Below are 25,292 nucleotides of genomic sequence, written 5' to 3' on the forward strand. Positions count from 1 at the left end.
CGGCTCAGGCCGCCGGGCCCGCTCCTCCGGTGCGCTCCCCGTCCCGGGTGGCGTCCCGGCCTGCCCGCCGGACCCCGAGCGCGACCAGCCACACGACGACGAACGTCACCACGACCGCGTACCCGACGGCCCCGAGGTCGACGCCCTCGACCCAGGCCCACAGGCGGCCCTGCGAGCGTTCCCCGACGATCTGGGCCACCTCGACGCCGCCGATGCCGAGCGCCACGACGACCGAGAGCGCCGTGACCACGATGCTGTACCGGACCGTGCGCACCGGCCGGTCGAGCGCCCACCCGTACGCCACGCTCATGAAGCACCCGTCGGCCGTGTCGAGCAGCGACATCCCGGCGGCGAACAGCACCGGGAGCGTCAGCAGCGCGTACCAGGGCAGGTCGAAGACGGCCGCGCCGCCCGCGAGCGCGAGCAGCGACACCTCGGTCGCCGTGTCGAACCCGAGCCCGAAGAGCAGCCCCACGACGTACATGCGGCGCGGGCGGACCACCCGGCGCGTCACCGGCGCGAGGACGCGCGCGAGGAGACCGCCGGGCGCGAGCTGCCCGGCGAGCACCGAGCCGTCGGCCTCGCCGCGACGCAGGCGCCGCGCGACCCCCACGACCTGGCGCAGCAGCACCAGGTTGACGAGGCCGACGAGCAGCAGGAAGCCGGCCGAGACGGACGTCCCGATCGTGCCGGTCACCTGGTGCAGCACCGAGCCCTCGTCCTGCACCGGTCCCACGAGCGCCCGGGCACCGAGCGCGAGCAGCAGGCACAGCCCGAGGACGATCGACGAGTGCCCGAGCGAGAACCAGAAGCCGACCGAGAGCGGACGCCGGCCGGCCGCCATCATCGAGCGCGTCGTGCTGTCGATCGCCGCGATGTGGTCCGCGTCGAACGCGTGCCGCATGCCGAGCACGTACGCCGTGACGCCGAGGCCGAGGCCGAAGAGCTGCCCGTCGCCGAGCCGGTACCGCTCGGGCGCGACGACGCCGAGGAGGACGCCCCACCCGACGACGTGCAGTGCGGCGACGACCGCGACCATGGCGGCGACGGACCTGCGCTCGTCACGGGTGAGCGGACGGCGGCCCTGACGGAGGGGCGGGAGTGCGGTGGTCATGGTGGTCACCTGTCGCTTCGGTCGGTCCAGCATGGCGGGTCGGGTGGAGCGGGGTCGCGGAGCGGCGTGCTCGGCGTGCCGTCGGGCGGGAGCCGTCGGGCGGGTGGGGTCGGGCGGGTGGGGTCGGGGCGTCGGTGCCCGGCCGCCTCACGTCAGCCGACGACCTGCCCGAGGCCGCGCAGCGTGAGGACGCCACCCGCCACCACGACGGCCGCGGCGGCGAACCGGGGCGCGAGGGAGGCGAGGCGGTGCGTGGTGCCCTGCCGCGCTGCGCGGCGCAGGAGCCCGTCGCCGGTGCGCACGACCAGCACGCCGACGAGCGTGAGGGTGAGTGCCATGCCGGCGGAGAACGCGACGACGGCGGCGACTCCGACGCCGGCGTGCCCCGCGGCATGGGCGCCGAGCAGGACGAGGAGCGCGGTCGGGCTCGGTGTCAGTCCGCTCGCGACCCCGATGCCGGCGGTGCGGCCGGAATGCCGGCGGGCGGGTTCCGCGTCGGCGGCGGGTGCGTGCACGTGCGTCGGGCGCGCGGGGGCGGCGAGCGCGAGCGCGGCTCGGTCGTGCTCGTGCCCGACGCCGTGCGTGTGCGCGTCCGGGACGTGCGTGTGGCTGACCGCGCCGTGCCCGGTGTGCACGTGCCCGTCGCCGTTGTGCGCGTGCCCGTGCCGCGCGGCCCCGCGCAGCAGCGCGACCCCGAGAGCGAGCACCAGCGCGCCGGCCGCGACCTCGAACGCACCGAGCACACGACCGCTGAGCGTCGCCGCGGCAGCCGTGAGCAGCGCAGCGACGACGAGCACGCTCGACGTGTGCGCGAGGGTGACCGCGGCGCCGACCGCGAGAGCCTCCCGCAGCCGCCGGCCCCGGTCCCGGTCCCGCCCCGGTCCCGAGGCGACGAGGGCCGCCGCGATCACCGTCTTGCCGTGCCCGGGTGCGACCGCGTGCGCCGCACCGAGCGCGGCCGAGACCGCCAGCACACCGGCGAGCAGCCCGATGCCCAGCGGTCCGTCGCGTCCGATCGCGTCGTCGAGCCTCGCCTGGAGCGGCGCCAGCACGCCGCCGCCGGCTCGCGTGGCCGTGTCCGTGGACGCCCGCAGCGGCGTGCCGCCCGGGGCGACGACCGCCTCGGCGGCGGTGTCGTCGCGCGTCTGCCCGGCCGGGTAGTCCGTCAGCCGCGCGCTGACCGTGCGCCCGGGCGCGGTGCTGCCGCGCACGACGGTGCCGTCCCCGGCGAGCGTGATCTCGTGCCAGCCGACGTCGGTGACGGGCTCGGTCACGAGGCTGAGCCGGGTCGCGCCGTCGACCGCGCGTCGGCTCTCGAGGCGGCACTCGACGCGCAGCAGCGGGAGCCCCGCCGTGCCGGGTCGTTGCGTCGCGCTCGCGCTGCGCAGCCGCCACGGCTGTGCGACGCCGTCGCGGGCGAGCACGACGCGCCGCGCAGCCTGCGCGCACCGCTCGGAGGCCCACACCCGAGCCTCCGCAGCCGCGAGCCGTCCGTCGCCGTCCCGGTCCGCCGACCGGACCGCGGCGAGCGCGGGGATCTCCGCGAGGTCCTCGACGTGGTCCACGGTCGTGACGTCGGTCCCGACCACCACACCGTCGTACGTGCTCACGGACAGCTCGCCCTGGGGGTGGGCGGCCGCCGCGGACGCTCCCCCGACGAGCCCGAGCACGGCGGCGGCGCCGACGAGCCACCCGCGCCGCCTCACGACTCCACCGTCCCCAGCTGGGCGCGCACCTGCGCGGCCAGCGACGGCGGGAGCAGCCACTCCCCGTGCAGTGCCGCACGCAGGTCGGCGCTCGCGTCCAGTCCGAGCGCCGCGCGCACGATCCCGCGGTGCGCGAGCGCGGTCGGGTGCCGCCAGCCCAGGGCGAGCGCCTGGTCGGCGAGGACGAGGGCCTCGGCATCCCGGCCCGCTCGGTGCAGGGCCCACGCGCAGGCGTCCGCCGCCGTCACCGACGGCGCCCGGGCGTGGAGGTCGCGACCCGCACGCGCCGCGGACGCCGGGTCGCCGTGCTCGGCCTCGAACAGCACGTCGTCGGCGTCGGCCGCGACGCCGGAGCCCGCCGCGAGCTGCCGCGCGGCACGCGCGAGCTCGAGCACCCGCTCGGCCTCGTCCTCCGACCCGGTGGCGGCCAGCGCCTCCGCGTGCCCGGCCAGGTGCGCGGCGGTCGGCCTGAGCTCGACGGCCTCGGCCCACCGGCGCACCGCGAGCGCCCGGTCCCCCTGCGCCCAGGCGACCTGCGCGCCGAGCGCGACGAGGTCCGGGTCGCGCGGTGCGACCGCGGTGCCGGCGCGCCACGCAACGTCCGCGCCGGCGACGTCGTCGTCCCCGAGCGCGAGCAGACCCTCGTGCGTGCGGGCGAACGCCGCCTGCGCCGGCGTCCCCGCCCCGGCCGCGGCGTCCGCCATGAGCGCCCGGGCACGGGCGACGTCCCCGCGCAGCTCCGCCTGGTACGAGAGCCGCGTGAACGACGCCACCCCGGGCCGTGCGGCGTCGAGCTGCCGCGCGACGGCCAGCGCCTCGTCGTAGCGGCCGAGCTCGGTCAGGGCGTCCGTGAGGGCGGCGAGCGCGTCGGGCGAACCGGGACCCGCGTGCAGCGCGAGCCGGGCCTCGCGCTCGGCGCCCGCGAAGTCGTGGCGCGCCGCCGCGAGCGCGGCGCGACCCGCGAGGGCGCCCGCGTTGTCCCCCGGTTGCAGGTCGAGCGACCGGGCGAAGGCGCGCTCGGCGGCCGCGTACGCGCCCGGGTCGTGCGTGGCGCGTGCGCGTTCGAGCTGGAGCGCGCCCAGCGCGGTCCACGCCGGCCAGTCACCGGGGACCTCGCGCAGGTGCGCGTCGAGCGCAGCGGTCTCGGGGGTGCCGCGGCCGGCCGTGACGGCGGCGTCCCGGGCGGGGGGCGGCTCGCCGGGCGGCTCGACGAGCACGAGGGTGGCGGCGGTCAGGACCGCCAGGACCAGGACGACGGTCGCGGACCAGCGGACGGGACGAGACGACATGAGGGCCTCCGGACGGAGCAGGGCCGAGCCACGGGTGAGGGAGGGGCCGGGACCGCCGGCGTCGTGACGACGGTCCCGGCCCGTGGTGTCAGGCGGACGGGCTCGTCACCGGACGGGTGACGCGTCGTCGCTGACGTGTGAGCACCGCAGCGGCCGCGGCGAGGAGCGCGAGGAGCGCCGCCGTGGTCGCCGGTGCGGGGATGGACGGCACCGCGTCGGTGGCGCCGGCTGCGGTCGCGGAGCCGTCCGCGCCGCCGGTGAGCACCGTTGCGGCGCTCGCGGACGCGGCGTCGGCTCCGCCGTCGGTGCCGGGGTACGGCGTGCCGCCGCCGCTGTTGACGGACGTGGAGCCGCTCGTCGGCAGCCCGACGTACGGGAACACGTCCTCGAACGGCACGTCGTTCGCGTCGACGGCGTCGCCGAGGTCGTTCGGCGAGCCGACGAGCTCGCCCTCGACGACCTGCAGCGAGATGTCGAGCGTGTCGTCGGCGAGCCGGCGCCCGTTCGGGTACCCGTTCTTGTCGCCGCCGATCACCCCGAGCCGGCTGAACGTCTGGCCCGGGAACGGCGTGAGGTTGAGCCGGATCATCTCCGAGGGCCGCACGTTCGCGGGCTGGTTCAGGCCCGGGACGCCCGTGAGGAACACCTGCACGAGGTCGTTGCGCGGCGTGGCCGGCGCCTTGATGCCGTACACCGCCTCGACGACGGGCGGGAGCACCGGGTTCGTCACGTACTGCAGGAACTGCGCGTCGTTCGACGGGCTCGACGCGTTGAACCGGTCCTTGTCCTTGAGCGGGACGACGACCTCGTTCACGAGCGGGGAGCCGAGCCGGCTGACCTGCCGGTAGACGCCGTTCGAGTCCTTCTTGTACGTGCGCGACCAGATCCCGGCGATGTTGCCCGGGCCGCCCAGCTCGGCGACCGGCACCTGGATGGCCGTGGTGTTCACGTCGTACCCGCGCAGGGTGTCGTTGCCGACCTCGGACAGGTCGCCGTTGTACAGCAGGTTGAACACCCGCAGGTCGAGGAAGAACGGGTCGTCGGCCTGCCCGGCGAACGTGGTGCGGCCTCCGGCGGTGTAGACCGACTGCCGCCGCAGCGACGCGTAGTCGGGCATCGACGCCCGGCCCACGTTCGAGGGCGCCGCGACCATCCCGTCCCGGATCGTGCTCCACGCACCCGCGCGGAGCACCTGCAGCTTGTAGGTCTGGCGGATGTTCAGGTCGGGGTCGTCGAGCGACGTCACCGGGCCGGTGTTGTAGAGGAACGTGGCCGGGTTGCGCACGTGCGTCGTGAACGTCCACCGGTAGACGATGTCGGGTCGCGCGTCACCGTTCGTGTCGACCGCGATGTCGTAGAGCGCCTTGTCGTCGAACAGGTAGAAGTTCGGGCCGCCGGCAGGTTCGGAGAACGGCAGCCAGTTGGCGAGCAGCGTCACCGTCCCGGGCTTGTCGGGGCTGTGGAACGCGTACACGTCGGTCGTGTCGAGCTGCGGCGTCGCCGCGACGCCCGGCGCCTCCCGGTGGCTCGACGCCGAGGCACCCGTCGCACCGAGGGTTCCGGCGGACAGGGCGCCGGCGACCGCCAGCGCGAGGGCCGCCGCCGTGCGGCGACGGGGCGTGCGCCTGCGGGCGTGCGCCCGAGGGGGATGGTCGCGTGTGCTCATGGTGTCCTCCTGAGGTGGGGGTGCCGTGCGGCACCACCTCCCATTCGCAGCAGGACGGGCCGGTGGATCTCTCGGGTCCTCGCTGCCGGGGCACGGGACGCGTCGGGTGCGCGTCGCTCACGGGCGCACGCGCAGGCGCACGGCGAGCGACGGGGCGTCGGGGTCGTCCGCGTCGACGGTCGCGAGCAGCCGCAGGTCGTCCCCGGCGTGCTCGACCACGGCGAGGCCCTCGACCTTGACGACCGCCCCGTCGAGACGCGGCAGCGCGACGCCGTCCCGCACGCGGGAGCCGTCGAGGACGGCGAGGGCGGAGCCGACCACCGGACCGTCGTCCCGCGGGTCGGGCGTGTCCTCGGCGGCGGCGCTGACGAGCACCGTGCCGTCGCGCAGCGCCGCCGCGTCCGTCACCGCGAGGCCGACCCCGCCGACGTCACCCAGCGCGTACCGGCGCAACCCGCGCACCGGCACGTCGTCCGGGCGCACGCCACCGTCGAGGGCGCGCAGCAACCCGTCCAGATCCACGTCGACGCTCGCCGTCGGCACCCCGGCGTGCGGGAGCCCGCGCTGGAACCAGCGGAGCGCGTCACCGACGACGCACGCACCCTCGAGGTTGAGCAGGTCCGCCTCGATCTCGAGGCGCCGGGTGACGGCGGCGTACAGGGGCGCGAGGTCCGCGACGACTGGCTCCGGCCCGCCCGTGGGTCCCGGCGGCCGCAGCAGGCACCCGCGCACGCGGGCGGGCGAGGACCCCGAGCCGAGCAGCACCACCGCGCCCGCACCCCCGCGACGGCCGTCGGGCACGACGAACGCCGCCTCCAGGTCCGGCTTGAGCGCCTTGGTGCCGCGCGCCTCCTCGAACGTCTCGAGCCCGCGGACCGGCGGCAGCGCGCGGACCGGCGTCACGCCGCCCGGCCGCACCCACGCGGCGTGGGTCGCGTCGTCCTGCGCGACGAGCCAGCCTCCCGCGAACGCCACGACCGCCGACGCCGCCCGCACCGGCGTGCCGTCGTCGAACCGCAGCGCGGTGACGTGCTCGACCTCGACCTGCAACCGGCACCTCCGCGGGCGGCCCGGCGCGGGAGGCCGGGCTCACGACCACGCTAGGACCGGGCCGGGCCGGGCACCCGTCGACGGGCGCCGCCGTGCCGCACCGCGGGGTCAGGGTGCGCCGAGCTGGCGCCGGCCGGCGCGTGCCGCGAATGCGTCGAGCGCGGCGAGCACCTGCGCGGACTGCCAGAGGATCGAGCGGCGACGACCACCCACCTGTGCCAGCGCCCCCACCTCGACGAGCCGCCCGATCGCCTTCATCGCGTTGGTGTGGGTGATGCCCAGCTCGCGCTGCACCAGCCCGGTGTGCAGCACCGGCTGACGAAGGACCAGGTCGACGAGCGGCCACACCGAGGAGTCGGACCGTGCTCGGATGCTCGACACCCAGCCGGCCCGGACCTCGCGCAGCTCGTGCACCAGGACACCACCGTTGGCGACCGCGTCGAACGACGCCTGGGCCATCGTGTCGACGATCGGGGCCGGATCGCCGAGCCGGTAGGCGGTCAACGCGTCGAAGTACGCCCGGGTGTCCACGAGCAGACCGGCCGAGACGGGCACCGTGACGGACCGGGTGAGCGCACGCTTGCGCAGCAGAGCGTGGACCAGCGCCCGACCGGTGCGGCCGTTGCCGTCGGGGAACGGGTGGATGGTCTCGAACTGGGCGTGCGCGAGCGCGGCGTGCGGCAGCGGGGGGACATCCTCCCGGGCCATGAACGCGACGAGGTCGTGGATCGCCGGGACGACGCGATCGGCGTGGGGAGGCACGAAAGCCGCCCGGTGCGGCGAGTAGCCACCGCCCCCGATCCACACCTGCTGGGTACGCCACCTCCCGGCGATGTCGGGCTCCGCATCCTGCATCAGGGCCCGGTGCATCTCGAGGACGGACCCGGCGTCGAGCCGCTCCGACAGCCGGATCGCCGCCTGCATCGCGTGGACGTTGCCGACGATCTGCGTCGCGTTCCGCTTGGCGTCCTCCCCCAGCTCCGCGAGGGCGATCTGCTTCGCCCCGGACGTCAGCCTCTCGATCTCCGAGGACGACGCCGACTCGGAGCGCAGGAGGATCGAGGCGAACGGCGCGGTGTCGTGGCCGACCTCGACGTCGAACTCACGGATCAGGACCGAGGCCTCCTCGGCCGCAGCCGCGGTCTCCCGCGGCAGGCGGACCTCGACGTCGGCGATCTCCGGCGTGACGGCAGCCCGGTACAGCTCCGACATCTGCTCCCGGGCGGAGCGGGACAGGAGCTCGGGAGGTAACGACGAGCGCCAGAGGTGCTCCTGGAACAGCGCCGGCGGCCAGCCATCCGTTGTCACGGGCCGACGTTATCACCGGATGTTTCACTAAAGATGGACATCGCCGAGCGTCGCGCATCCCGGAGAGGTCGGGTTCAGCCCCCGATCCCCGCCAGAGCCGCGTACAGGTTCCGATCTCCGGCGAACCCGACGTTCTCGAAGGAGCACTGCTCGAACGTCACGTCCTGCACCACCAGCACCCCGGAGTGCGGGCCGGGCGTGAGCTCGTAGAAGATCGCGTCCGCGCCCGGGCCACCGAGGTCGCAGCCGCTCACGACCATGTCGCCCTGAGGCACGATCACCACAGGACCTCGCACGACGCAGCGACGGAAGGTCAGCCCTCGCAACGGAGCCGGTGGCCCCGTCCGGTCGATCAGATCGACGAGGTACACCACCTGATCCATGAAAGTCGTGTCGTCGTCCCACACCTCGGCCATGCCGGCCCCCCACCTCACCACCGAGACGGCACGGTCGCCGCCTACGCCCGTGAACCTACCGGGCGCGCCGCGAGAACCAACAGGATGAAGCGGCAGTCTGACGTGCGTGCTGGACCAGCACTCCGGACCGCCCCGCCTTCCGAAATCGCACCGATCACGACGGTCTCGACTCGCGCAACCGTCGACGCAGGACCGTTCAGCCGAAGGGCCACCTCTACCGCGTTCTCACGATCACGCTGCACAAACGAGCAACGGCCCGACCACGCGTCTCCGCAGGTCAGGCCGTGTTCGTCGCTGTCTCAACGAGTGTCCGGAGGGGGACTTGAACCCCCACGCCCGTTAGGGCACTAGCACCTCAAGCTAGCGCGTCTGCCATTCCGCCACCCGGACAGGTGGACCGTGAGAGGACGTCGGGCACTCCCGGCGCTCCCTCAGGTGCGGCAGAAAACATAGCACGGTGCGGCGGCCGAGCATGCATCGCCCCCGAGGGGCACACTGGCCCCGGGGAGCGTTCCAGCAGCGTACGGACGCATCGGGTGAGATCGACGGGCGCCCCCGGACCAGGAGGTCGGCATGGCCGAGGAGAGCACGTCGAGCGACCGCTCGGTGGTCCCGAGCCGTCTCCTCGCGGGGGCGAGCCCGGCGGCGCGCAAGGTTGCCGGTGCGCGGCGCAACCCGTCGGTGATCGGCCTCGAGCAGACGGCCCCGCACTGGCTGCGCGTCCTGGCCGGTGTCGGGTGGCGGCTGCTCGTCGTCGTCGCGGCGGTCGCCCTGATCTTCTACGCGACCTCGCGCGTGCAGCTGCTGTTCGTCGCGGTGTTCATCGCGCTGGTCATGACGGCGGTCCTGCGTCCCGCGGTCGACGGGCTCTCGCGGTTCCTCCCCCGCGGGCTCGCGACGGCGCTGTCCCTGCTCGGCGGCATCCTCGTGCTGCTCGGGCTGCTCACGTACGTCGGGGTCTCGGTCGCCGGGCAGTGGGAGAGCCTGTCGACCCAGTTCGCCGAGGGCATCGACGACATCATCAACTTCCTGGAGAACGGCCCGCTGCCGTTCTCCGTCACGACCGAGCAGCTCAACGAGTGGATCGACAACGGCCGGGCGTGGGTCGTCGAGCACGGCGGGGAGCTGGCCGGGCAGGCTGCCGCCGGTGCGGGCGGCGTGGTCGAGGTGTTCGGTGCGCTGGCGCTCGCCACGTTCTGCTCGGTGTTCTTCCTGGCCCGCGGGCGCGAGATGTGGGTGTGGTTCCTCAACCAGCTCCCCTCGCGGGTGCGCGAGACGTGGAAGGTCGCCGCAGGGGCCGGCTGGTACACGTTCTCCGGCTACACGCGCGGCACGATGATCATCGCGGTGTCCGACGGGCTGCTGGCGTTCCTCCTGCTGTCGATCGTCGGCGTCCCGCTCGCTGCGCCGCTCGCGGTCCTCGTGCTCATCGGCGCGTTCATCCCGCTCATCGGGGCCCCCGCGGCGATGATCATCGCGATGATCGTGGCGCTCGCCGCGAACGGGCCGATCCAGGCGGCGGTCGTCGGCATCGGCATCGCCCTCATCGGGCAGTTCGAGGGACACATCCTGCAGCCCCTCGTCATGGGCAAGCAGGTCTCGCTGCACCCCGTCGTCGTCGCGCTCTCCGTGACCGCGGGGACGCTGACCGCGGGGATCCTGGGCGCGGTCATCTCCGTGCCGCTCGTGGCGGTGTGCTGGGCGATCTTCTCGCGGCTGCGGCGCGTCGACCCGCCGATGGAGGAGCCGGTGACGGACGAGGACGACGCACTGCCCGACGACGCGGAACGCATCGCCGGGCAGTGATCGCCCGCCGGGCGGACGGCGAGCACCCTGCGCCGCCCGCCCGCACCCGCCCCTCCGGCTCAGGGCCGGATCTCGTACACCGCGTTGAACGGCGTGCGCGCCGCGACGCGGAACCGCGTGAACCCGGCCCGCCGAGCGACGTCCTCGACCGCGCGCGGCCCGGCCTGGGCGCCGAGAGCGTGGCCGCCGTGCTGCGCGAGCGCGTTCGGGACGCACAGGAACGTCGAGCCGGCGTAGTAGAGGCGGCCGACCGTCGTGAACGTCTCCTCGACGTCGTCGCTCGCGAGCGGCTCGACGACCATCCAGGTGCCGTCCGGCGACAGGGACCGGAGCACCTGCCGGGCCGCACCGACCGGGTCACCCATGTCGTGCAGGCAGTCGAACATCGTCACCAGGTCGTAGCCGGCGCCACCGAGATCCTGCGCGCTCGCCACCTCGACGCCCACCCGGTCGGCGACACCGGCCTCGGCGACACGCGCGCGGGCGAGGTCGACGGACGCCGCGTGGGGATCGGACGCGGTGAAGGTCGACGCGGGGAACGCCTGCGCCATGAGCACGGTCGACGTCGCGAGCCCGCAGCCGACGTCGGCGACCCGGCCGCCCGCCGAGAGCCGCTCGACGACGCCGTCGAGCGCGGGGAGCCAGCTCGGGACGAGCTCGGCGACGTAGCCGGCGCGGTAGAACGCGTCCGTGCCGACGTGCACGTCCGCGTCGTGCTCGCCCCACGCGATGCCCTCCCCGGTGCGGAACGCCTCGGCGAGGCGCGGCTCGGCCCGCAGGTAGCCGAGCACCGCCACCGACGCGGCCGGCAGGTTCGGGCCGTCGGGGTCGGCGAGGCAGAACGCCTGCTCCGGCGTCAGCGAGAAGGTCGCGTCGGCCCGGTGGTGCTCGACGTACCCGCCGGCGGCCTGCCCGCGCAGCCACTCGGTGAGGTAGCGCGGGTCGCAGCCCGTGCGGTCGGCGAGGTCGTCGGGCGTCGCGGGGGCCTCCGCGAGCGCCCGGTAGAGGCCGAGCCGGTGGCCGAGCGCGACCTGGCCCGCGGCGCCCGTGGCGGCGAGGTCGGCGGTGAACCGGCCGAGGAAGGCGAGGACGGCGTCCTGGTCCATGAGGTGTCTCCTGTGCTGTGTCGTGCTGCGGTGGTCCGGCCCGCCCCGACGTCGGCGTGATCGCCGGCGTGGTCCCACCGTCGCGGGGTGCGCTGTCACGGGCCTCGCACGCGCTCGCACGCCGCTGTCACGAGGGCCCCGCCTGCTCCGGACCGGGCCCCTGCCCGGCGTCGCGCCGGTCCACGCGCGCCACCCCCGGGCTGGGTCGACCCTGCCCGCGGCGAGCCGTTCCCCAGCAGCCCGCACGGCGGCATGCTGGGCACGGGAGGTGCGGCATGGACGCGGTCGACGCGGCGCCGGAGGTGCGGGTCGACGTGCTGGGGCCGCTGCGGCTCACCGTCGGCGGCACCGAGGTCGCCGTCGTGGGGATGCGGCGGCGCGCGGTCCTCGCGCTGCTCGCGCTCTCGGCAGGACGCACGGTGACCGTCGCGACGCTGGTGGACGCACTGTGGCCCGACCGTGTCCCTGCCTCCGGCCGCCAGGCCCTCCAGTCGCACGTGTCGCGGCTGCGGGCCCACCTCGGTCCGGGCGCGGCGCGGCTCGCGACGACACCCGAGGGGTACCGGCTCGACCTCCCGCCCGACGCCGTCGACCTCGGCCGTGCACGGGCGCTCCTGCACGCCGCCCGGACGGCGCCGGCGGAGCGCTCCCTGGCGCTGCTGCGTGAGGCCTCCGCGCTGTGGCGCGGGCCCGTGCTCGCCGACCTGACCGACGTGGCACCCGTGCGCGACGCGGCCGTCGCGTCCGAGCGGCTCCGCCAGGAGACCACCCGAGCCGTCGTCGCTGCGGCGCTCGCGGCCGGCCACCCGGGCGAGGTGCTCGAGCTCGCCGCGGCAGCGGCGGCGCAGGACCCGCTCACCGAGCCCACGACGCTGCTGCACATGCGCGTGCTCGCCGCGACGGGACGCGCGCCTGACGCCCTGCGCGTCGGGCGGGCCTTCCGGCGCCGGCTCGGCGAGCAGACGGGGCTCGACCCGACCGCGGCGCTCGCCGCGGTCGAGCGGGAGGTCGCGAGCGGAGCTGCCGGCCCCCGGATCAGCTCCGGCGCGCGGGCGGGTGCCGCCCCGCACCGGGCGTCCGCGCTCGTGGGCCGCACGGAGGAGGTCGCGCTGCTGCGCGGGCTCCTCGGGAGCGAACGGCTCGTGACGCTGGCGGGCACGGGTGGGGTCGGGAAGACGAGCGTCGCCGTCGAGGTCGCCCGGAGCGCGGACGACGCGGTGGTGCTCGCGCTCGCGCCCGTCGACGACCCCGGCGCCGTCCCGCACGCGCTCGCCTCGGCGCTCGGTCTGGCGGGGGTACGGGGAGACGTGCTGACGGCCTGTGCCGCGCTCGTGGGCGACCGGCCCGCGCTGCTGCTCGTGGACAACGCGGAGCACCTGCTCGCGGCGGTGCGCGACGCCGTGGCGGCGCTCCTGGGCGCGTGCCCGCGGCTGCGCGTGCTGGTCACGAGCCGTGAGCCGCTCGGTCTGGCCGCGGAGCGCACGGTGCGCCTCGCGCCGCTGGACGTGCCCGTGGCGGGGACCGGCCCCGAGCACGTGCGCGACTCCCCTGCCGTCTCGCTGTTCCTCGCGCGGGCGGACCGGGTGCGCCCCGGTGTGGTGACCACGCCGGCCGACCTGGCGGTGGTCGCCGAGGTCGTGCGGCGCCTCGACGGCATCCCGTTGGCCATCGAGCTCGCCGCCGGGCGGCTGTCGACGCTCGGGCTGCGGGACCTGCGCGACAGGCTCGACCGCGCGCTGGACCTGCTCGGCGACGGGCGCCCCACGGCCGACGCCCGGCACCGCACGCTGCGCGCGACGATCGCGTGGTCGGACGCGCTGCTGTCGCCCGACGAGCGCCTGCTGCTCCAGAACCTCGCGGCGTTCCCCGACGGGCTCGACCTCGCGGCCGCGGAGCGCCTGGCGGCGGCGGTCGGGACGCACGGGGACCCGGCGACGCTGCTCGCGCGGCTCGTCGACGCCTCGGTGCTGCAGGTCGAGCTCGACGGGGCGACCCGGTACCGGCTGCTCGAGACGGTCCGGAGCTACGCGGCGGGCACGGCGGACGGTCACGCCGGCGTGGAGCACCTCCTGCGGTGGGCCCGGGGCCTGGTGGCGGACGTCGCGGCGGGGATGGAGACCGAGCGCGAGCCGGCGGCCGACGCGACGCTGCGCCGGGAGCTCGCGAACCTCCGCGCCGCCTGGCACGCGGCCCGCACGCGCGGGTCCGTCGACGACGCGGCGGAGCTCGTCGTCGGGCTCGTCGCGGCCGTCGGGTACCGGGACCTGCTGGAGCTCCGCGCATGGGCGCTCGAGCTCGCGGAGGACCCGTCGCTCGTGGGGCACGTGCACGAGGCCGCGGTCCTGGGCGTGGCGGCGGAGGCGGCGTACCAGGGCGGCGACCCGGCACGGGCGGACGCGCTGGCGCGCGCCGGGCTCGCCTGCGCCCGCGACGACGAGGGCCGGTGGCACTGCCTCCTGCCGCTCGCCGTGGTCGCGCTCGCGCGTGGTGCGCACGCGGAGGCCGTGGAGCACGCGCTCGCCGCCGCCCGACTGGGGCCCGCGCCCCGGGAGACGTACGGCGTCGCCGCCCTCGCGAGCGCCTACGCGGGTGACCTCGTGTCGGCCCGCTCGCTCGCCGACCGCGGGCGCCCCTGCGCCACGTCACCGACGCTGCGAGCCTGGGCCGCCTACGTGGACGGGGAGATCGCGCAGCTCGCGGGCGAGCTCGACGCTGCCGAGGGTCACTACGTCGACGCGGTCGAGGCCGCGCGCGTGTCCGGTGCCGGCTTCCTGCTCGGCGTCGCCGGCATCGGCCTGCTCTCGGTGCAGTCGGCCCGCGGGCGGGTGCGCGAGGCGCTCACCGGGTACCTCGGGGTCGTCGACCACTTCGCGGCCACCGGCAACTGGACGCACCTGTGGCCTGCGCTACGAGATCTCGCGGACCTCCTCGGGCGGCTCGATGACCCCGCGGCGGCCCGGTCCCTGCACGCGGCGGCCGACGCCGCCCCTGACGCGCCGGCGGACGGGAGGCGGCCGCGAGGACCTGGTGCGCAGAACCCCACGGATCGTCCTGCGGTGCTGACGGTGGCGCGCGAGGCGGTCGGGTGCGCTCTCGACCGGCTGCCGGACCGCGCCTCGCCCACCGCCACGGCCGGTGTCGGCGAGCCCGGCGCCGAGTTCCCTCGGCCGGATCGGGTCGGTCGCATGCTTCCGTTATCGAGTGGGCACCCTGGGCGGCAGGCGCGGGGCCGCGCATAGCCGCCACATGCCGCAGACCCGCACCCCCTGGGGCCACAGCCGCGCCGTTCGGCCGAGAGGATGGTCTCAGCGGCCCTGCGCACCGCGACGGCACCGCGGACCGCTACGGTGTCCGGCGTCGTCCCCCGGAGGTGAGCCGTGCGTCGCACGCGTGGTCGACGTCGCACGCGCGACGTCGTGAAGAAGGGTGTCGAGGGCGTCGCGGACGCCGTCGAGGCCGTCGAGGTCGCCGGGCTCGTAGTGCGGGTGCTGACGTTCCCGTTCCGGATCCTGGCGCGGGCGTTCAGCCTGTTCGACTGAGCCCGCTCAGCGGGCCGGCGCGGTGTCCGGGCCGACGTCCCCGTCCGCGTCGCCGTCCGCGAAGCGGTCGAGCACGAGCGCCAGCGCCGCCTCGAGCTCCGCGCGCACCTCCGGCGCGGGCATCCGCAGCGGCGCAGGGACGTCACCCACCGGGAGGCCGAGCAGCTGACCCACGACGTGCAGCGCGCGCGGGCCGCCGGAACGCATGACGAGGTCGACGAGCGGCGCCAGGTGCGCGAGGAGTGCCAGCGCCCCCGCCTCGTCCCGCTGCGCCGCGAGGTGCGCGACGGCGGCGTACGGACCCGGCAGGACGCCCGCGAGCGCCGAGTGCCAGGTGCGAGCGCCCGCGAGCAGCCCGTGCACGCCGAGCACGTCCCCGCTGTAGCCGACCTCGACACCCGCCGGGGCGCCGGCGAGGACGGCGGCCGCACGCGCGCGCACCGCCCCGGGGTCCGGCGCACGGTCCTTGACCCCGCCCACCCCCGGCAGCGCGGCGGCCCGCAGGAGCGCCTCGACGCTGAAGTCGTACCGCGTGGTGACGGGGTTGTGGTAGATCCACACCGGCCGCTCGGCGGCCTCGGTCACGTCCCGCACGAGGCCCAGGACCTCGTCGTCGGTCAGCGGCAGGTACGCGGTCGTCGGGAGCAGGAGCGCGTCGGCCCCCGCGTCCTGCGCGTCGCGCACGAGGGTCAGGACGTCGCGCGTCGCGAGCGCGCCGACCCCGGCCAGCACGGGCACCCGCCCGGCGGCGGCCTCGACCGTCGTCGCGACGACCGCGCGGCGCGTCGCGGGCTCGAGGTAGGCGAACGCGCCGACGCTGCCGAGGACGCACACCCCGCTCGCACCCGCCGCGACGACGCGCTCGACGAGCCGCCCGAGGACGTCCGGGGCGAGCGCACCGTCGGCGCCGCGCGGGGTGGGGACGTAGGCGACGAGGGGTCCGAGGAGCGGCACCGGCGCAGCGTAGCGACGCGGTCCCCTCGCCGAGGAGCGAATACCGCCTCAGTGGAAGTCGCGCGACGAGGACCTGACCCGCAGCGACAGCGGCGCGAGGTGCTCGGCGAGGAGGTTCGTCGCACCGTCGGCCCGCTCGAGACGGCCGCGCACGACGAGTGCCGGTGACGTGCGCGCGACCTTGCGGAACCGCTGCCAGAGGCCCGCGGAGCAGATGACGTTGAGCAGCCCCGTCTCGTCCTCGAGCGACAGGAACGTCACGCCCCCGGCGGTCCCGGGTCGCTGGCGGTGCGTGATGACGCCCGCGACCGCGACGCGGCGCCCCGTCTCGTGGCGGAACGCCTGCTCGACGCGCAGGACCCCCGCGGAGTCGAGACCGTCGCGCACGAACTGCGTCGGGAACGAGTCGGTCGAGACCCCGGTGGCCCACACGTCGGCGACGGCGAGCTCGACGTCGCTCATCCCGGGCAGCGTCGGGGCGCTGACCCCGACGCTGACGCCGGGCAGCGTGTCGGGGCTCTCCTGCGCGAGCGCCCCCGCGGCCCACAGCGCCTCGCGCCGCGTCGCCCCGAGGCTGCCGAGCGCGCCCCCCGTCGCGAGCGCCTCGAGCTGCGCGGTCGACAGGCGCACGCGCCGCGCGAGGTCGCGCAGGTCCGCGAACGGCCCGTGCTCGCGCCGCTCGGTCACGAGCCGCTCCGCGACGTCCTCCCCCACGCCCCGCACCGACGCGAGCCCCATGCGCACCACGAGCGTGCGCCCGGCCGGTGTGCGCGCACCCACGGCCGCGGTGCCCGACGGCGTCGGGACGAGCGGCGGCTCCCCGCCCGGAGGCGGCGGGGCCGTGCGCTCGACGCACGCCTGGACGTCCGAGCGCTGCACGTCGGGCCGCAGCACCTCGACGCCGTGCCGGCGCGCGTCGGCGACGAGCGACTGCGGGGAGTAGAAGCCCATCGGCTGCGCGGCCAGCAGCCCCGCGTAGAACGCCGCGGGGTGGTGCACCTTGAGCCACGAGCTCGCGTACACGAGGAACGCGAACGAGTACGAGTGCGACTCGGGGAAGCCGAAGTCGGCGAACGCCTTGAGCTTGTCGTAGATCTGCTCGCGGACGCCCGGCGGGATGCCGTTGGCCTCCATCCCGGCCATGAGCCGCGCCCGCATCGCCTCCATGCGCTCGATCGACCGCTTCGAGCCCATCGCCCGGCGCAGCTGGTCGGCCTCGGCGGGCGTGAAGTCGGCGACGTCGATCGCCATCTGCATGAGCTGCTCCTGGAACAGGGGGACGCCGAGCGTCTTGGACAGCGACTTCTCGAGCAGCGGGTGCAGGTATGTGACCTTCTCGCGGCCGTTGTAGCGGTTGATGTACGGGTGCACCGAGCCGCCCTGGATGGGCCCGGGGCGGATCAGGGCGACCTCGATGACGATGTCGTAGAACTTCCGGGGCTTGAGCCGCGGCAGGGTGCCCATCTGCGCGCGCGACTCCACCTGGAACACCCCGACGGTGTCGGCGGCGCACAGCAGGTCGTAGACCGCGGGGTCCTCGTGCGGGAGCCCGTGCAGCTCGACGTGCACGCCCTCGTGCTCGCGCACCTGGTCGAAGCCGATGCGCAGCGCGGTCAGCATCCCGAGGCCGAGCAGGTCGAACTTGACCAGCCCGGCGTCGGCGCAGTCGTCCTTGTCCCACTGCAGCACCGTGCGCCCGGGCATCCGCGCCCACTCGACGGGGCACACCTCGATGACCGGCCGGTCGCACATGACCATGCCGCCCGAGTGGATGCCGAGGTGGCGCGGGAGCCGCAGGAACCGCTCCGCGAGGTCGACGACGTGCTCGGGGATCTCGTCGAGGTCGCTCGCGGCGGGCGGCAGGTGCGCGGGGACGACGTCGTGACGGTCCTTGGTCGGCTCGCCGACGGCGCGGTCGGTGTCGTGCACGCGGTGGTCGGGGACGACGGGGCGGGACACCGGGCGGGGCGCCTGGCCGGGAACCGCCGCCGGTCCGTGGTCGGGCGTCGCGGCCACCGGCGCCGCGCCCTGCCACCACGGGAGCCCGCGGTCCGGGCCCCGCAGGCTCCCCCACCGCTCGATGCTCTTGCTCCACGCGTCCTGCTGCCCCGCGTCGTAGCCGAGCGCACGTGCGGCGTCGCGCACCGCCGAGCGCGGGCGGTAGCCGATGACGTTGGCGACCTGCGCGGCGTGCGTGCGCCCGTGCGCCGCGTAGACGTACTGGATGACCTCCTCGCGGCGGCCCGACTCGATGTCGACGTCGATGTCCGGCGGACCGTCGCGCTCCGGGGCCAGGAAGCGCTCGAACAGCAGCCCGTGCTTGACCGCGTCGACGGCCGTGACGCGCAGCGCGTAGCAGACCGCCGAGTTCGCGGCCGAGCCGCGGCCCTGCGCGAGGATCCCGTTGCGGCGGCAGAAGTCGACGAGGTCGTACACGACGAGGAAGTAGCCCGGGAAGCCGAGGTCCTCGATGACGCGCAGCTCGTGCTCGATCTGCGCGTAGGCGCCGGGCACCGTCTCGGCCTCGGGCGGCCCGTAGAGCTCGCGCGCACCGCGCCGGACGAGCTCGCGCAGCCAGGTCGCCTCGGTGTGCCCCGCGGGCACCGGGTACGGCGGCAGGTTCGGGGCGACGAGCGACAGGTCGAACGCGCACTCGAGCCCGAGGTCCGCGGCCGTGCGCACCGCGTCCGGGTGGCGGCGGTGGCGCATGAGCATCTCGCGCGCCGAGCGCAGGTGCGCGGTCGGGGCGCCCGGCAGCCAGCCGTCGAGGTCCTCCATCGACGAGCGGGCGCGCACCGCGGCGAGCGCGGCGGCCAGGTCGGCGTCGCGCGGGGTCGCGTAGTGCACGTTCCCGGTCGCGACGAGCGGCAGGTCGCCCGCGGCGGCGAGGGCCGCGAGCGCGTCCGCGAGCTCGGAGTCGAACGGGTCGCCCGTGTCGGTGACCTCGACCGCGACGTTGTCGTGACCGAACAGCGCGACGAGCCGGTCGACCTCGGCGCGGGCGGTGACGAAGCCCTCGGGCGTCACGGGTCCGGCGCCCGCGCGCCCGGTCAGCGCGCGCCGCACCGCGCCCTTGCGGCACCCGGTGAGCACGAGCCACTGCCCGGCGGCCTGCTCGGCGAGCCCCTCGAGCGTGTAGTGCGCGGCGCCCTTGGTCCCGGTCGCGAGGTGCGCGGTCGCGATGGCCCGGGACAGCGCGCGGTAGCCGTCGGCGCCGCGCGCGAGCACGGGCAGGTGCGTCGCGCGGGGGTCGGGCACGCCGGTCGGAGGGTCGAGCACGTCGGGTCCGGGGCGCGGGCGCCCTGGCGTCGTGCCGGAGCCCGCCCCGGGCGTCCCGCCGGGCACGGGCAGGTGCAGCTCGGCGCCGAACACCGTGGGGAGCCCGACGACCCGGGCCGCCTGCGCGAACCGGACGACGCCGTAGAGCCCGTCGTGGTCGGTGAGCGCGAGCGCGGACAGGCCGAGGCGGGCGGCCTCGTACGCGAGCTCCTCGGGCTGGCTCGCGCCGTCGAGGAAGCTGAACGCGGAGTGCGCGTGCAGCTCGGCGTAGCGCGCGGACCGTCCCGTCCCCGTCATCGTGCGTCCCCCTCCCTCGTCGGTCCTGTCGGTGCCACTCAGTCGTACGTCGCCTCGCACGTCCACACGCCGTCCGTGCACGCGAGCAGCACCGCGCGCCCGTCGTCGAGCGTCGCCTGCACGTGCGAGCGCACCCGGACCACCCCGGTCCACCACCGGTCCGCGAGCGGCCACGGCCCGGCCCAGCCCGCGACGGCCCGCGGGTCCTCCCCGGGCCAGCGCACCGTCGCGGGCTCCCCGCTGAGGACCGCACGCTCGTCGAGCCGCACGTGCGTGCCCGCCGCGTCGCGCACGTCGACGGGCTGCGGCTCGGTCAGCACGGTCGCGGGCGCGGGCTCGGGCAGCCGCCCGGGCCACGGGCGGTCCGCCGGGCGCGGGGCCGCCGTCTGGTCGCCCCACGGACGCAGGTGCACCTGGTCGCGCAGGTCGCGCCCGCCCTGGAGGGCCACCGTGAGCACGCCGTCGCCGCCGATGAGCCCCTGCACGCGGTCCAGCGCCCGGTGCGCGCGCAGGTCCCCGCCGGACGGCCCGCCCCACAGCCGGCCCTGCTCGGCACCCGCGGGGGCGACGTCCTGCGCCGCGATCGTCAGGTGCACGAGGGCAGCCGGCGCCGGGTCGTCCGCGGTCAGGTCGCGCGCGCGCCGGCCCGGCCGGCCCGCGAGCGCCCCGGTCGTGAGCCAGCCCTCGAGCTGCCAGCGCACGCGGTCGGTGATGCGCGCCGCGGTGAGCCCGCCGAGCCCGCCGAGGTCGGTGCGCCACGTGCGCGCGAGCTCCTCGCCGGCGTCGGTGCGGGCCACGATCTGCAGCCGCCCGCACGTCACGGAGTGCTCGAGCAGCAGCGCGTGGAGCTCCTCGGCGAGCCGGCGCCCCGCGAACGTCGCGGCGTCGACGCGCTCGGCGGGCGGGTCGAGCTCGCACGCGACCTCGAGGTCCGTCTCGGGGCGACGGCGCGCGGGCGGGCGGTCGTCGGCGCCGCGCGCGAGCGTGTGCGCCCAGACCCCGGTCCGCCCGAACCGCGCGTGCACGTCCGCCGACGGCAGCGTCGCGAGGTCCCCGAGCGTGCGCAGGCCGAGCCGCAGCAGCAGGTCGACGAACGCGGTGACCTCCTCGGCGGCGCCGTCCTGCACCGCGGCGTGCACGAGCTCCCCGACGCCGAGCGGCCCGAGGAACGCGCGCGACCCGCCGGGCGGGACGGTGCTCCCGCTGCGGGCGGCGAGCACGGCGGCGAGCAGCCCGTCGGCGGTGCCCACGTGCGCCTCGTGCCCGGTGCGCTCGGCGACCGCCGTGACGAGCCGCTCCGCGAGCGCGTCCTCGGAGCCGTGGTAGCGGCTCGCACCACCCGCGGGCAGCAGCAGGAGCCCCGCGCGGGCGACCTCGAGCCCGGCGACGACCGTCTCGGCGGCGGCCACGACCGGCTCGAACAGCCGCACGTCGCGGCCCTCGTCGACGGGGAGCAGCACGAGCTCGGGGCAGCAGCCCTGGGCCTGACGCCGGCGCATGCCGCGGCGCACGCCCTGCGACCGAGCGAGCGCCGAGGCCGCCGTGACGCGGCGCGCGTCGTGCACCGCGGCGGGCAGGTGCGGCGGGACCTGCCCGGCCCGGACCGCGGCGAGCACGGGCCAGTCGGGCACCCACAGGACGGTCGTGCGGGTGCTCATCCGACGAGCCTCAGCGTCGCGGCGGGCGCGCCCTCGGCCGCCGCCACCTCGGACGCCGGCGCGACGGGCGCGGGGGCCAGCGAGGCGGCGGTGACGCGCGCGCGCGGCTCGACGAGGGCCGGCGCGGGGCGGCCCAGCGGGAGCGCGAGGTCGACGGTCGCGGGGACCGCCGCCGAGCCGCGCCCGGTCCGCACGACGCGCAGCTCGTGCGTGCGCAGCCGCCCGTCGCCCGCCCCGACCCCGCTCCACCGGCCCTGCTCGGCGGTCAGCACGACGTGGGCGCCGGGCCACGGCGCGCTCGTGAGCAGCACCGACCCGCGCTCGCGCGCCCGGGCGGCGAGCCGGCGCCGGTCGGCGTCGGTGAGCGCAGCCTCGGGTCCCACGAGGACGACGTCGACGCCGTCGAGGAGCGCGGCGACGACCGTGGGCGCGTCGAGCCCGGGTGCGGGGACGACCGCGAGCCGGTCGAGCGCGACTCCGGCCTCGGCGGCGGCGAGCAGGCCCGCGGTCGGCTGCCCGACCAGCGCGGCCCACGCCCCTCCCGCGCAGGCCGAGGCGAGCAGTGCGAGGAGCAGCGACGTCGAGCCGAGCACCGTGACGGTCCCGCCGCGGCGCAGGCCGTCGGGCAGCAGCGTGGTCAGCTCGGCGGGGACCGGCAGCGCGGGGCGCTCGGTCGTCAGCAGCGAGGTGCGGCGGGCGACGGGGACGTGGGCGCCGGCGCCGTGCACCGCGTTCGGCGCGGCGTGGAGCAGGGCGTCCGGCCCCGCGCCCGGTGCGTCGTCGCGCACCGCAGCCGGTGCGTCGTCGCGCACCGCGACGGGACCGTGCGACGCACCCGCAGCCGGCGTCCACGCGGCTGCCCGCACGTCGCCGGACGCCGGGTCCACGCCGCCTCGGGTGACGGGAGCACCAGGCCCGGACGGCGCCGCTGAGGCGCTCGTTCCCCCTGCCGGGCCTGGTGCCCCCGTCACTCCCCCGCCACGACCGGGCCCCCACCCGGTCGTGCTGCCCCCCGCCCACCCGGCAGCCCCCTGCCCTGCACGTGCACCGGCGCCACCGGCCGCGCCTGCCCCCCGCCGCACGCCGTCGCCGTCGCCGACGGTCCCGGCGGCACCGGTCCGGCTGACCCCGCGCACCACGCTGCGGGCACCCGTGCGCTGTTCGGCGTGAGCGAGCACGGCACGCGCCAGCGCGGCCTTCTCCTCACGCGTCCCCACGCCCGGCACGTTCCCTCCCCGTCTCGGTGCTCTGGGGCACAGCCGGCCCATCTCGCCCTGCGAGCCACCCACAGAACGTTCGAACATGTGTTCGATACCGCTAGTACACGCTGACGCGACGGGCGTGTCAATCCGGTCCCCCGGGAGGCGTACAGGCGGCGGCGACGTGAGGAACGCCTCTCCCCGGCGACGGCCGCACTCCCGCTCCGGCCCCCTCCGCCCGGCGCTGGGCCGAACGGGTGACTCTCCGCGAGCGCGACGATCACCGCCCGAGCGGGCCCCCCGACCGGGCCGCTGACCGCCCGGGTGTGCCAGCATGGAGCCGGTCGGCGCTGGACCTCCCGCCCTGGGACCACCCCGTCGGCCCGACCTCACGGACGACCCCGGCACGGTGCCGGCCGGACACCTGCTGTCCCTCACCCACCGTGCGCGTGGACCGTCCGCCAGGAGCCGCCATGAGCACCCACGACGCACGTCGACCGCCCTCGCCGTGGACCGGGTCGTCCTACGAGATCCGGCACCACTGGCAGCTCGACCCCCTCACCTCCCTGCCGGCCCTCGTCGCCGCCGTGCGCGACCTGGCGGCCGAGGTCGTCCGCGCGCACGACGCCGGCTGGCGGCTCACCGAGCCGATGCGCAGCGGGCACCTGCTGGCCGTCCGGCCGTCCCGACGACAGCGCGCCCGGTCGACGCCCCCCACCACGCCCGGGCGCGTCGAGGCTCCGCCGCTGCCCGGGTGGCGCCTGCGCCTCGTCGACGAGCCGGCGGCACCGGGCGAGGACGTCCTCGACTGCGACGCCGTGCCGGGTACGCCGGTGCTCCGCCTGGGCGCGACCCCGGCCGAGCAGCTCTCGGGCCCGGGCCTGCCCCGTGACGTCCTCGCCGAGGTGTCCCGGCAGACGGTGGGTCTGGACGGTCGATGGGCCCTCGTCACCGCCCGCGTCGGGTCCGCGCGCGACCTCGTCGCCCACGGCAGCGCACTGCGGCTCCACGCCGTCTCGGGCGGCGCACTCGTCCGGACCCGGGAGGTGCTGACGTTCCAGCACGCGGCCGACGGGGCGGCCACGCTGCTGCAGGCGGCCGCCGCCTACGAACGGCTCGCCGACACCGCGCAGGAGCTCGTCGGCGCCGGTGGGCGCCTGGACGGCGCCGACGGCGGGTTCGTGCACGTCCGGCTCCCGGCGGCGCGGTGATGCGCTGATGCGCTGATGCCCACGGTCCGCGCAGCCGACGGCACCGTCCTGTCCTACCGGCTCCACGCGGCTCCACGGCGACGGCCCGCCGCTGCTGTGCCTGCCCGGCGGCCCGATGCAGGACGCCACCTACCTCGGTGACCTCGGCGGGCTGTCCGCCCACCGGCAGCTCGTGGGGCTCGTGGGCTGACGTCCCGCCCGCCCGTTCCCGCCGCCCCTCCGACGACCGCTCGTTACCCTGGCGCCATGCCCGTGCTGACCCTCGGAACCCTGACCTGGCGGCCGGTCGTCGACCACCCCGAGCTCGTCGCCGCCGGCACCGCCGCCGCGATCACCGCGTGGGCCGCGCAGGACGAGCGTGTCGCGGAGCAGGTCGTCGTCGCGCAGATCGACCCGGACCTCGCGGACACCGCCGCGATGACGCGGGCCTACGACGTCCCGCTCGCGGCCTCGGCCAACTGCGTGCTCGTCGCCGGCCGCCGCGCGGGCGACGAGCGGGTCGCCGCGGCCGTCGTGCGCGCGACGACCCGCGCCGACGTCAACAACGCCGTCAAGCGCCTGCTCGACGTGCGCAAGGCCTCGTTCCTGCCTGCGGACCGCGCGACCGCCGAGTCGGGGATGGAGTACGGCGGGATCACCCCGCTCGGGCTGCCCGCGGGCTACCGCGTGCTCGTCGACGCCCGGGTCGCCGCCGAGGACCCCGACGCCGGGCCGTACGTGGTGGTCGGCAGCGGTGTGCGCGGTTCCAAGATCGCCCTGCCGGGCGCCCTGCTCGGGAGCGCCCCCGGCGTCGAGGTCGTCGACGGCCTGGCGCTCGCGTGAGGCGTGCCACCGATCGCGCCCGTGGGCTGTGGGAGGTGCTCGCCGGGTCGGTGACGGCGTTCCCGACCGACGGCGGGGTCACCGTGGCCGTCGCCCCGGACTCCCTGCTGTGCCCGCCGGGCTGGGTCGGCGTCGTCGAGCTCGAGGGCTCCGCGCTCGTCACTGCCCCTGACGACGCGACCGCGGAGCGGGTCCAGGTCCTCACGGGGCTCGCCGCGGGCTCGCGCACCGACGCCGGCGTGGTCCGCGCGCACCTGCCCGTGGCAGACGTGCTCGGCCCCGCGCGGCTCGCGTACCTCGACGCCGCGAGCCTCACCACCGTCGAGCTGCGCACGGCCCCACCGCGGGCGGACCGCACCGACGACGTGCGCCCCGACCTCCGCGACGTCGTCGCGCTCGACCCGCAGGGCGCCGAGCTGCGTGCGCTCCTGAGCCGGGTCGAGGCCGACGACGCCGACGAGAGCGGCGTCGCCGAGCTCACCTCGCCGGCGTTCGTCCTGCGCCGCGCCGGGGCCGTCGTCGCCGCGGCGGGGTTCCGCGCCTGGCCAGGGGACGTCGCGCACCTCTCGGTGCTCAGCGCACCCGAGGTCCGCGGCCTGGGGTACGGCCGGCTCGTCGCCCGCGCCGCGACGACGGCCGCGCTCGACGCCGGGCTCCTGCCGCAGTGGCGCGCCCGCGTCGAGCCGTCCCAGCGCATCGCCCGGTCGCTCGGCTACCGCGACCTCGGCTCGCAGCTGAGCGTGCGGCTGGGCTGAGCGTGCGGCTGGGCTGCGCGTCGCTGAGCGTGCGGGTGGGCTCAGCGTGCGGGTGGGCTGAGCCTGCGGGTCGGCTCAGCCTGCGGCTCGGCTGAGCGGCCCGAACGCGCGCCGCGA

The 25,292-nt window shown here is 76.7% G+C and carries 18 protein-coding genes and 1 tRNA gene; 6 read left to right on the plus strand and 13 right to left on the minus strand.

From position 1 onward, the window contains the following. Positions 1-4: 4 nt before the first annotated feature. The 8 genes from ACWFNE_RS16830 to ACWFNE_RS16865 form a co-directional block, all read right to left on the minus strand. Positions 5-1,114, minus strand: coding sequence for a HoxN/HupN/NixA family nickel/cobalt transporter (locus tag ACWFNE_RS16830; protein WP_452123567.1), 1,110 nt, complete (start codon positions 1,112-1,114; stop codon positions 5-7). Positions 1,115-1,266: 152 nt separating this feature from the next. Further along, positions 1,267-2,820, minus strand: coding sequence for a hypothetical protein (locus tag ACWFNE_RS16835; RefSeq protein ID WP_452123568.1), 1,554 nt, complete (start codon positions 2,818-2,820; stop codon positions 1,267-1,269). Beyond that, a complete protein-coding gene (locus ACWFNE_RS16840) occupies positions 2,817-4,109 on the minus strand; it encodes a hypothetical protein (protein WP_452123569.1) in 1,293 nt (430 codons plus the stop codon). The genes ACWFNE_RS16835 and ACWFNE_RS16840 overlap by 4 nt, the downstream gene beginning before the upstream one ends. An 88-nt stretch (positions 4,110-4,197) precedes the next feature. After that, positions 4,198-5,775, minus strand: coding sequence for a DUF4331 domain-containing protein (locus ACWFNE_RS16845; RefSeq protein WP_452123570.1), 1,578 nt, complete (start codon positions 5,773-5,775; stop codon positions 4,198-4,200). Between the two features lie 117 nt (positions 5,776-5,892). Further along, complete coding sequence (locus ACWFNE_RS16850; RefSeq protein WP_452123571.1) at positions 5,893-6,825, minus strand: DUF6910 family protein; 933 nt, start codon at positions 6,823-6,825, stop codon at positions 5,893-5,895. Between the two features lie 108 nt (positions 6,826-6,933). Further along, positions 6,934-8,133 carry a Fic family protein gene (locus tag ACWFNE_RS16855; RefSeq protein WP_452123572.1) on the minus strand — a complete coding sequence of 400 codons (1,200 nt, stop codon included), beginning with the start codon at positions 8,131-8,133 and terminating at the stop codon, positions 6,934-6,936. A 74-nt stretch (positions 8,134-8,207) separates the two neighbouring features. Further along, a complete protein-coding gene (locus ACWFNE_RS16860) occupies positions 8,208-8,549 on the minus strand; it encodes a hypothetical protein (protein WP_452123573.1) in 342 nt (113 codons plus the stop codon). 307 nt (positions 8,550-8,856) lie between these two features. Next, positions 8,857-8,939: transfer RNA gene (locus ACWFNE_RS16865), tRNA-Leu, on the minus strand. Positions 8,940-9,122: 183 nt separating this feature from the next. On the opposite strand from ACWFNE_RS16865, the gene ACWFNE_RS16870 reads away from it, so the two are divergent. Beyond that, positions 9,123-10,355: an AI-2E family transporter gene (locus ACWFNE_RS16870; RefSeq protein ID WP_452123574.1), complete on the plus strand. Its 1,233-nt coding sequence runs from the start codon at positions 9,123-9,125 to the stop codon at positions 10,353-10,355. Between the two features lie 59 nt (positions 10,356-10,414). Here ACWFNE_RS16870 and ACWFNE_RS16875 read toward each other — a convergent pair whose 3' ends face one another. Beyond that, positions 10,415-11,461 carry a class I SAM-dependent methyltransferase gene (locus ACWFNE_RS16875; RefSeq protein ID WP_452123575.1) on the minus strand — a complete coding sequence of 349 codons (1,047 nt, stop codon included), beginning with the start codon at positions 11,459-11,461 and terminating at the stop codon, positions 10,415-10,417. A 275-nt stretch (positions 11,462-11,736) separates the two neighbouring features. Between ACWFNE_RS16875 and ACWFNE_RS16880 the strand changes: the two genes are divergently transcribed. Continuing rightward, positions 11,737-14,700, plus strand: coding sequence for an ATP-binding protein (locus tag ACWFNE_RS16880; protein WP_452123576.1), 2,964 nt, complete (start codon positions 11,737-11,739; stop codon positions 14,698-14,700). Between the two features lie 138 nt (positions 14,701-14,838). Further along, positions 14,839-15,000 carry a hypothetical protein gene (locus ACWFNE_RS16885; RefSeq protein WP_452123577.1) on the plus strand — a complete coding sequence of 54 codons (162 nt, stop codon included), beginning with the start codon at positions 14,839-14,841 and terminating at the stop codon, positions 14,998-15,000. Positions 15,001-15,006: 6 nt separating this feature from the next. Here ACWFNE_RS16885 and ACWFNE_RS16890 read toward each other — a convergent pair whose 3' ends face one another. From ACWFNE_RS16890 to ACWFNE_RS16905, 4 genes are read right to left on the minus strand one after another with little or no spacing between them, the layout of a single operon-like run. Next, a complete protein-coding gene (locus ACWFNE_RS16890) occupies positions 15,007-15,954 on the minus strand; it encodes a dihydrodipicolinate synthase family protein (RefSeq protein ID WP_452123578.1) in 948 nt (315 codons plus the stop codon). 48 nt (positions 15,955-16,002) lie between these two features. Beyond that, entirely contained in the window at positions 16,003-19,530 is a 3,528-nt protein-coding gene (locus tag ACWFNE_RS16895; protein ID WP_452123579.1) for an error-prone DNA polymerase, read from the minus strand. Between the two features lie 38 nt (positions 19,531-19,568). Beyond that, positions 19,569-21,188: a Y-family DNA polymerase gene (locus tag ACWFNE_RS16900; RefSeq protein WP_452123580.1), complete on the minus strand. Its 1,620-nt coding sequence runs from the start codon at positions 21,186-21,188 to the stop codon at positions 19,569-19,571. After that, positions 21,185-22,075, minus strand: coding sequence for a hypothetical protein (locus ACWFNE_RS16905; RefSeq protein ID WP_452123581.1), 891 nt, complete (start codon positions 22,073-22,075; stop codon positions 21,185-21,187). Before ACWFNE_RS16905 ends, ACWFNE_RS16900 begins: the two co-directional genes overlap by 4 nt. Before the next feature lie 785 nt (positions 22,076-22,860). On the opposite strand from ACWFNE_RS16905, the gene ACWFNE_RS16910 reads away from it, so the two are divergent. From ACWFNE_RS16910 to ACWFNE_RS16920, 3 genes are all read left to right on the plus strand, one after another. Then, positions 22,861-23,598 carry a hypothetical protein gene (locus tag ACWFNE_RS16910; protein WP_452123582.1) on the plus strand — a complete coding sequence of 246 codons (738 nt, stop codon included), beginning with the start codon at positions 22,861-22,863 and terminating at the stop codon, positions 23,596-23,598. Positions 23,599-23,844: 246 nt separating this feature from the next. After that, a complete protein-coding gene (locus ACWFNE_RS16915; protein ID WP_452123583.1) occupies positions 23,845-24,420 on the plus strand; it encodes a YbaK/EbsC family protein in 576 nt (191 codons plus the stop codon). Then, entirely contained in the window at positions 24,417-25,175 is a 759-nt protein-coding gene (locus ACWFNE_RS16920) for a GNAT family N-acetyltransferase (RefSeq protein WP_452123584.1), read from the plus strand. Before ACWFNE_RS16915 ends, ACWFNE_RS16920 begins: the two co-directional genes overlap by 4 nt. Positions 25,176-25,292 lie beyond the last annotated feature (117 nt).

The organism is Cellulomonas sp. NPDC055163 (assembly GCF_053607065.1).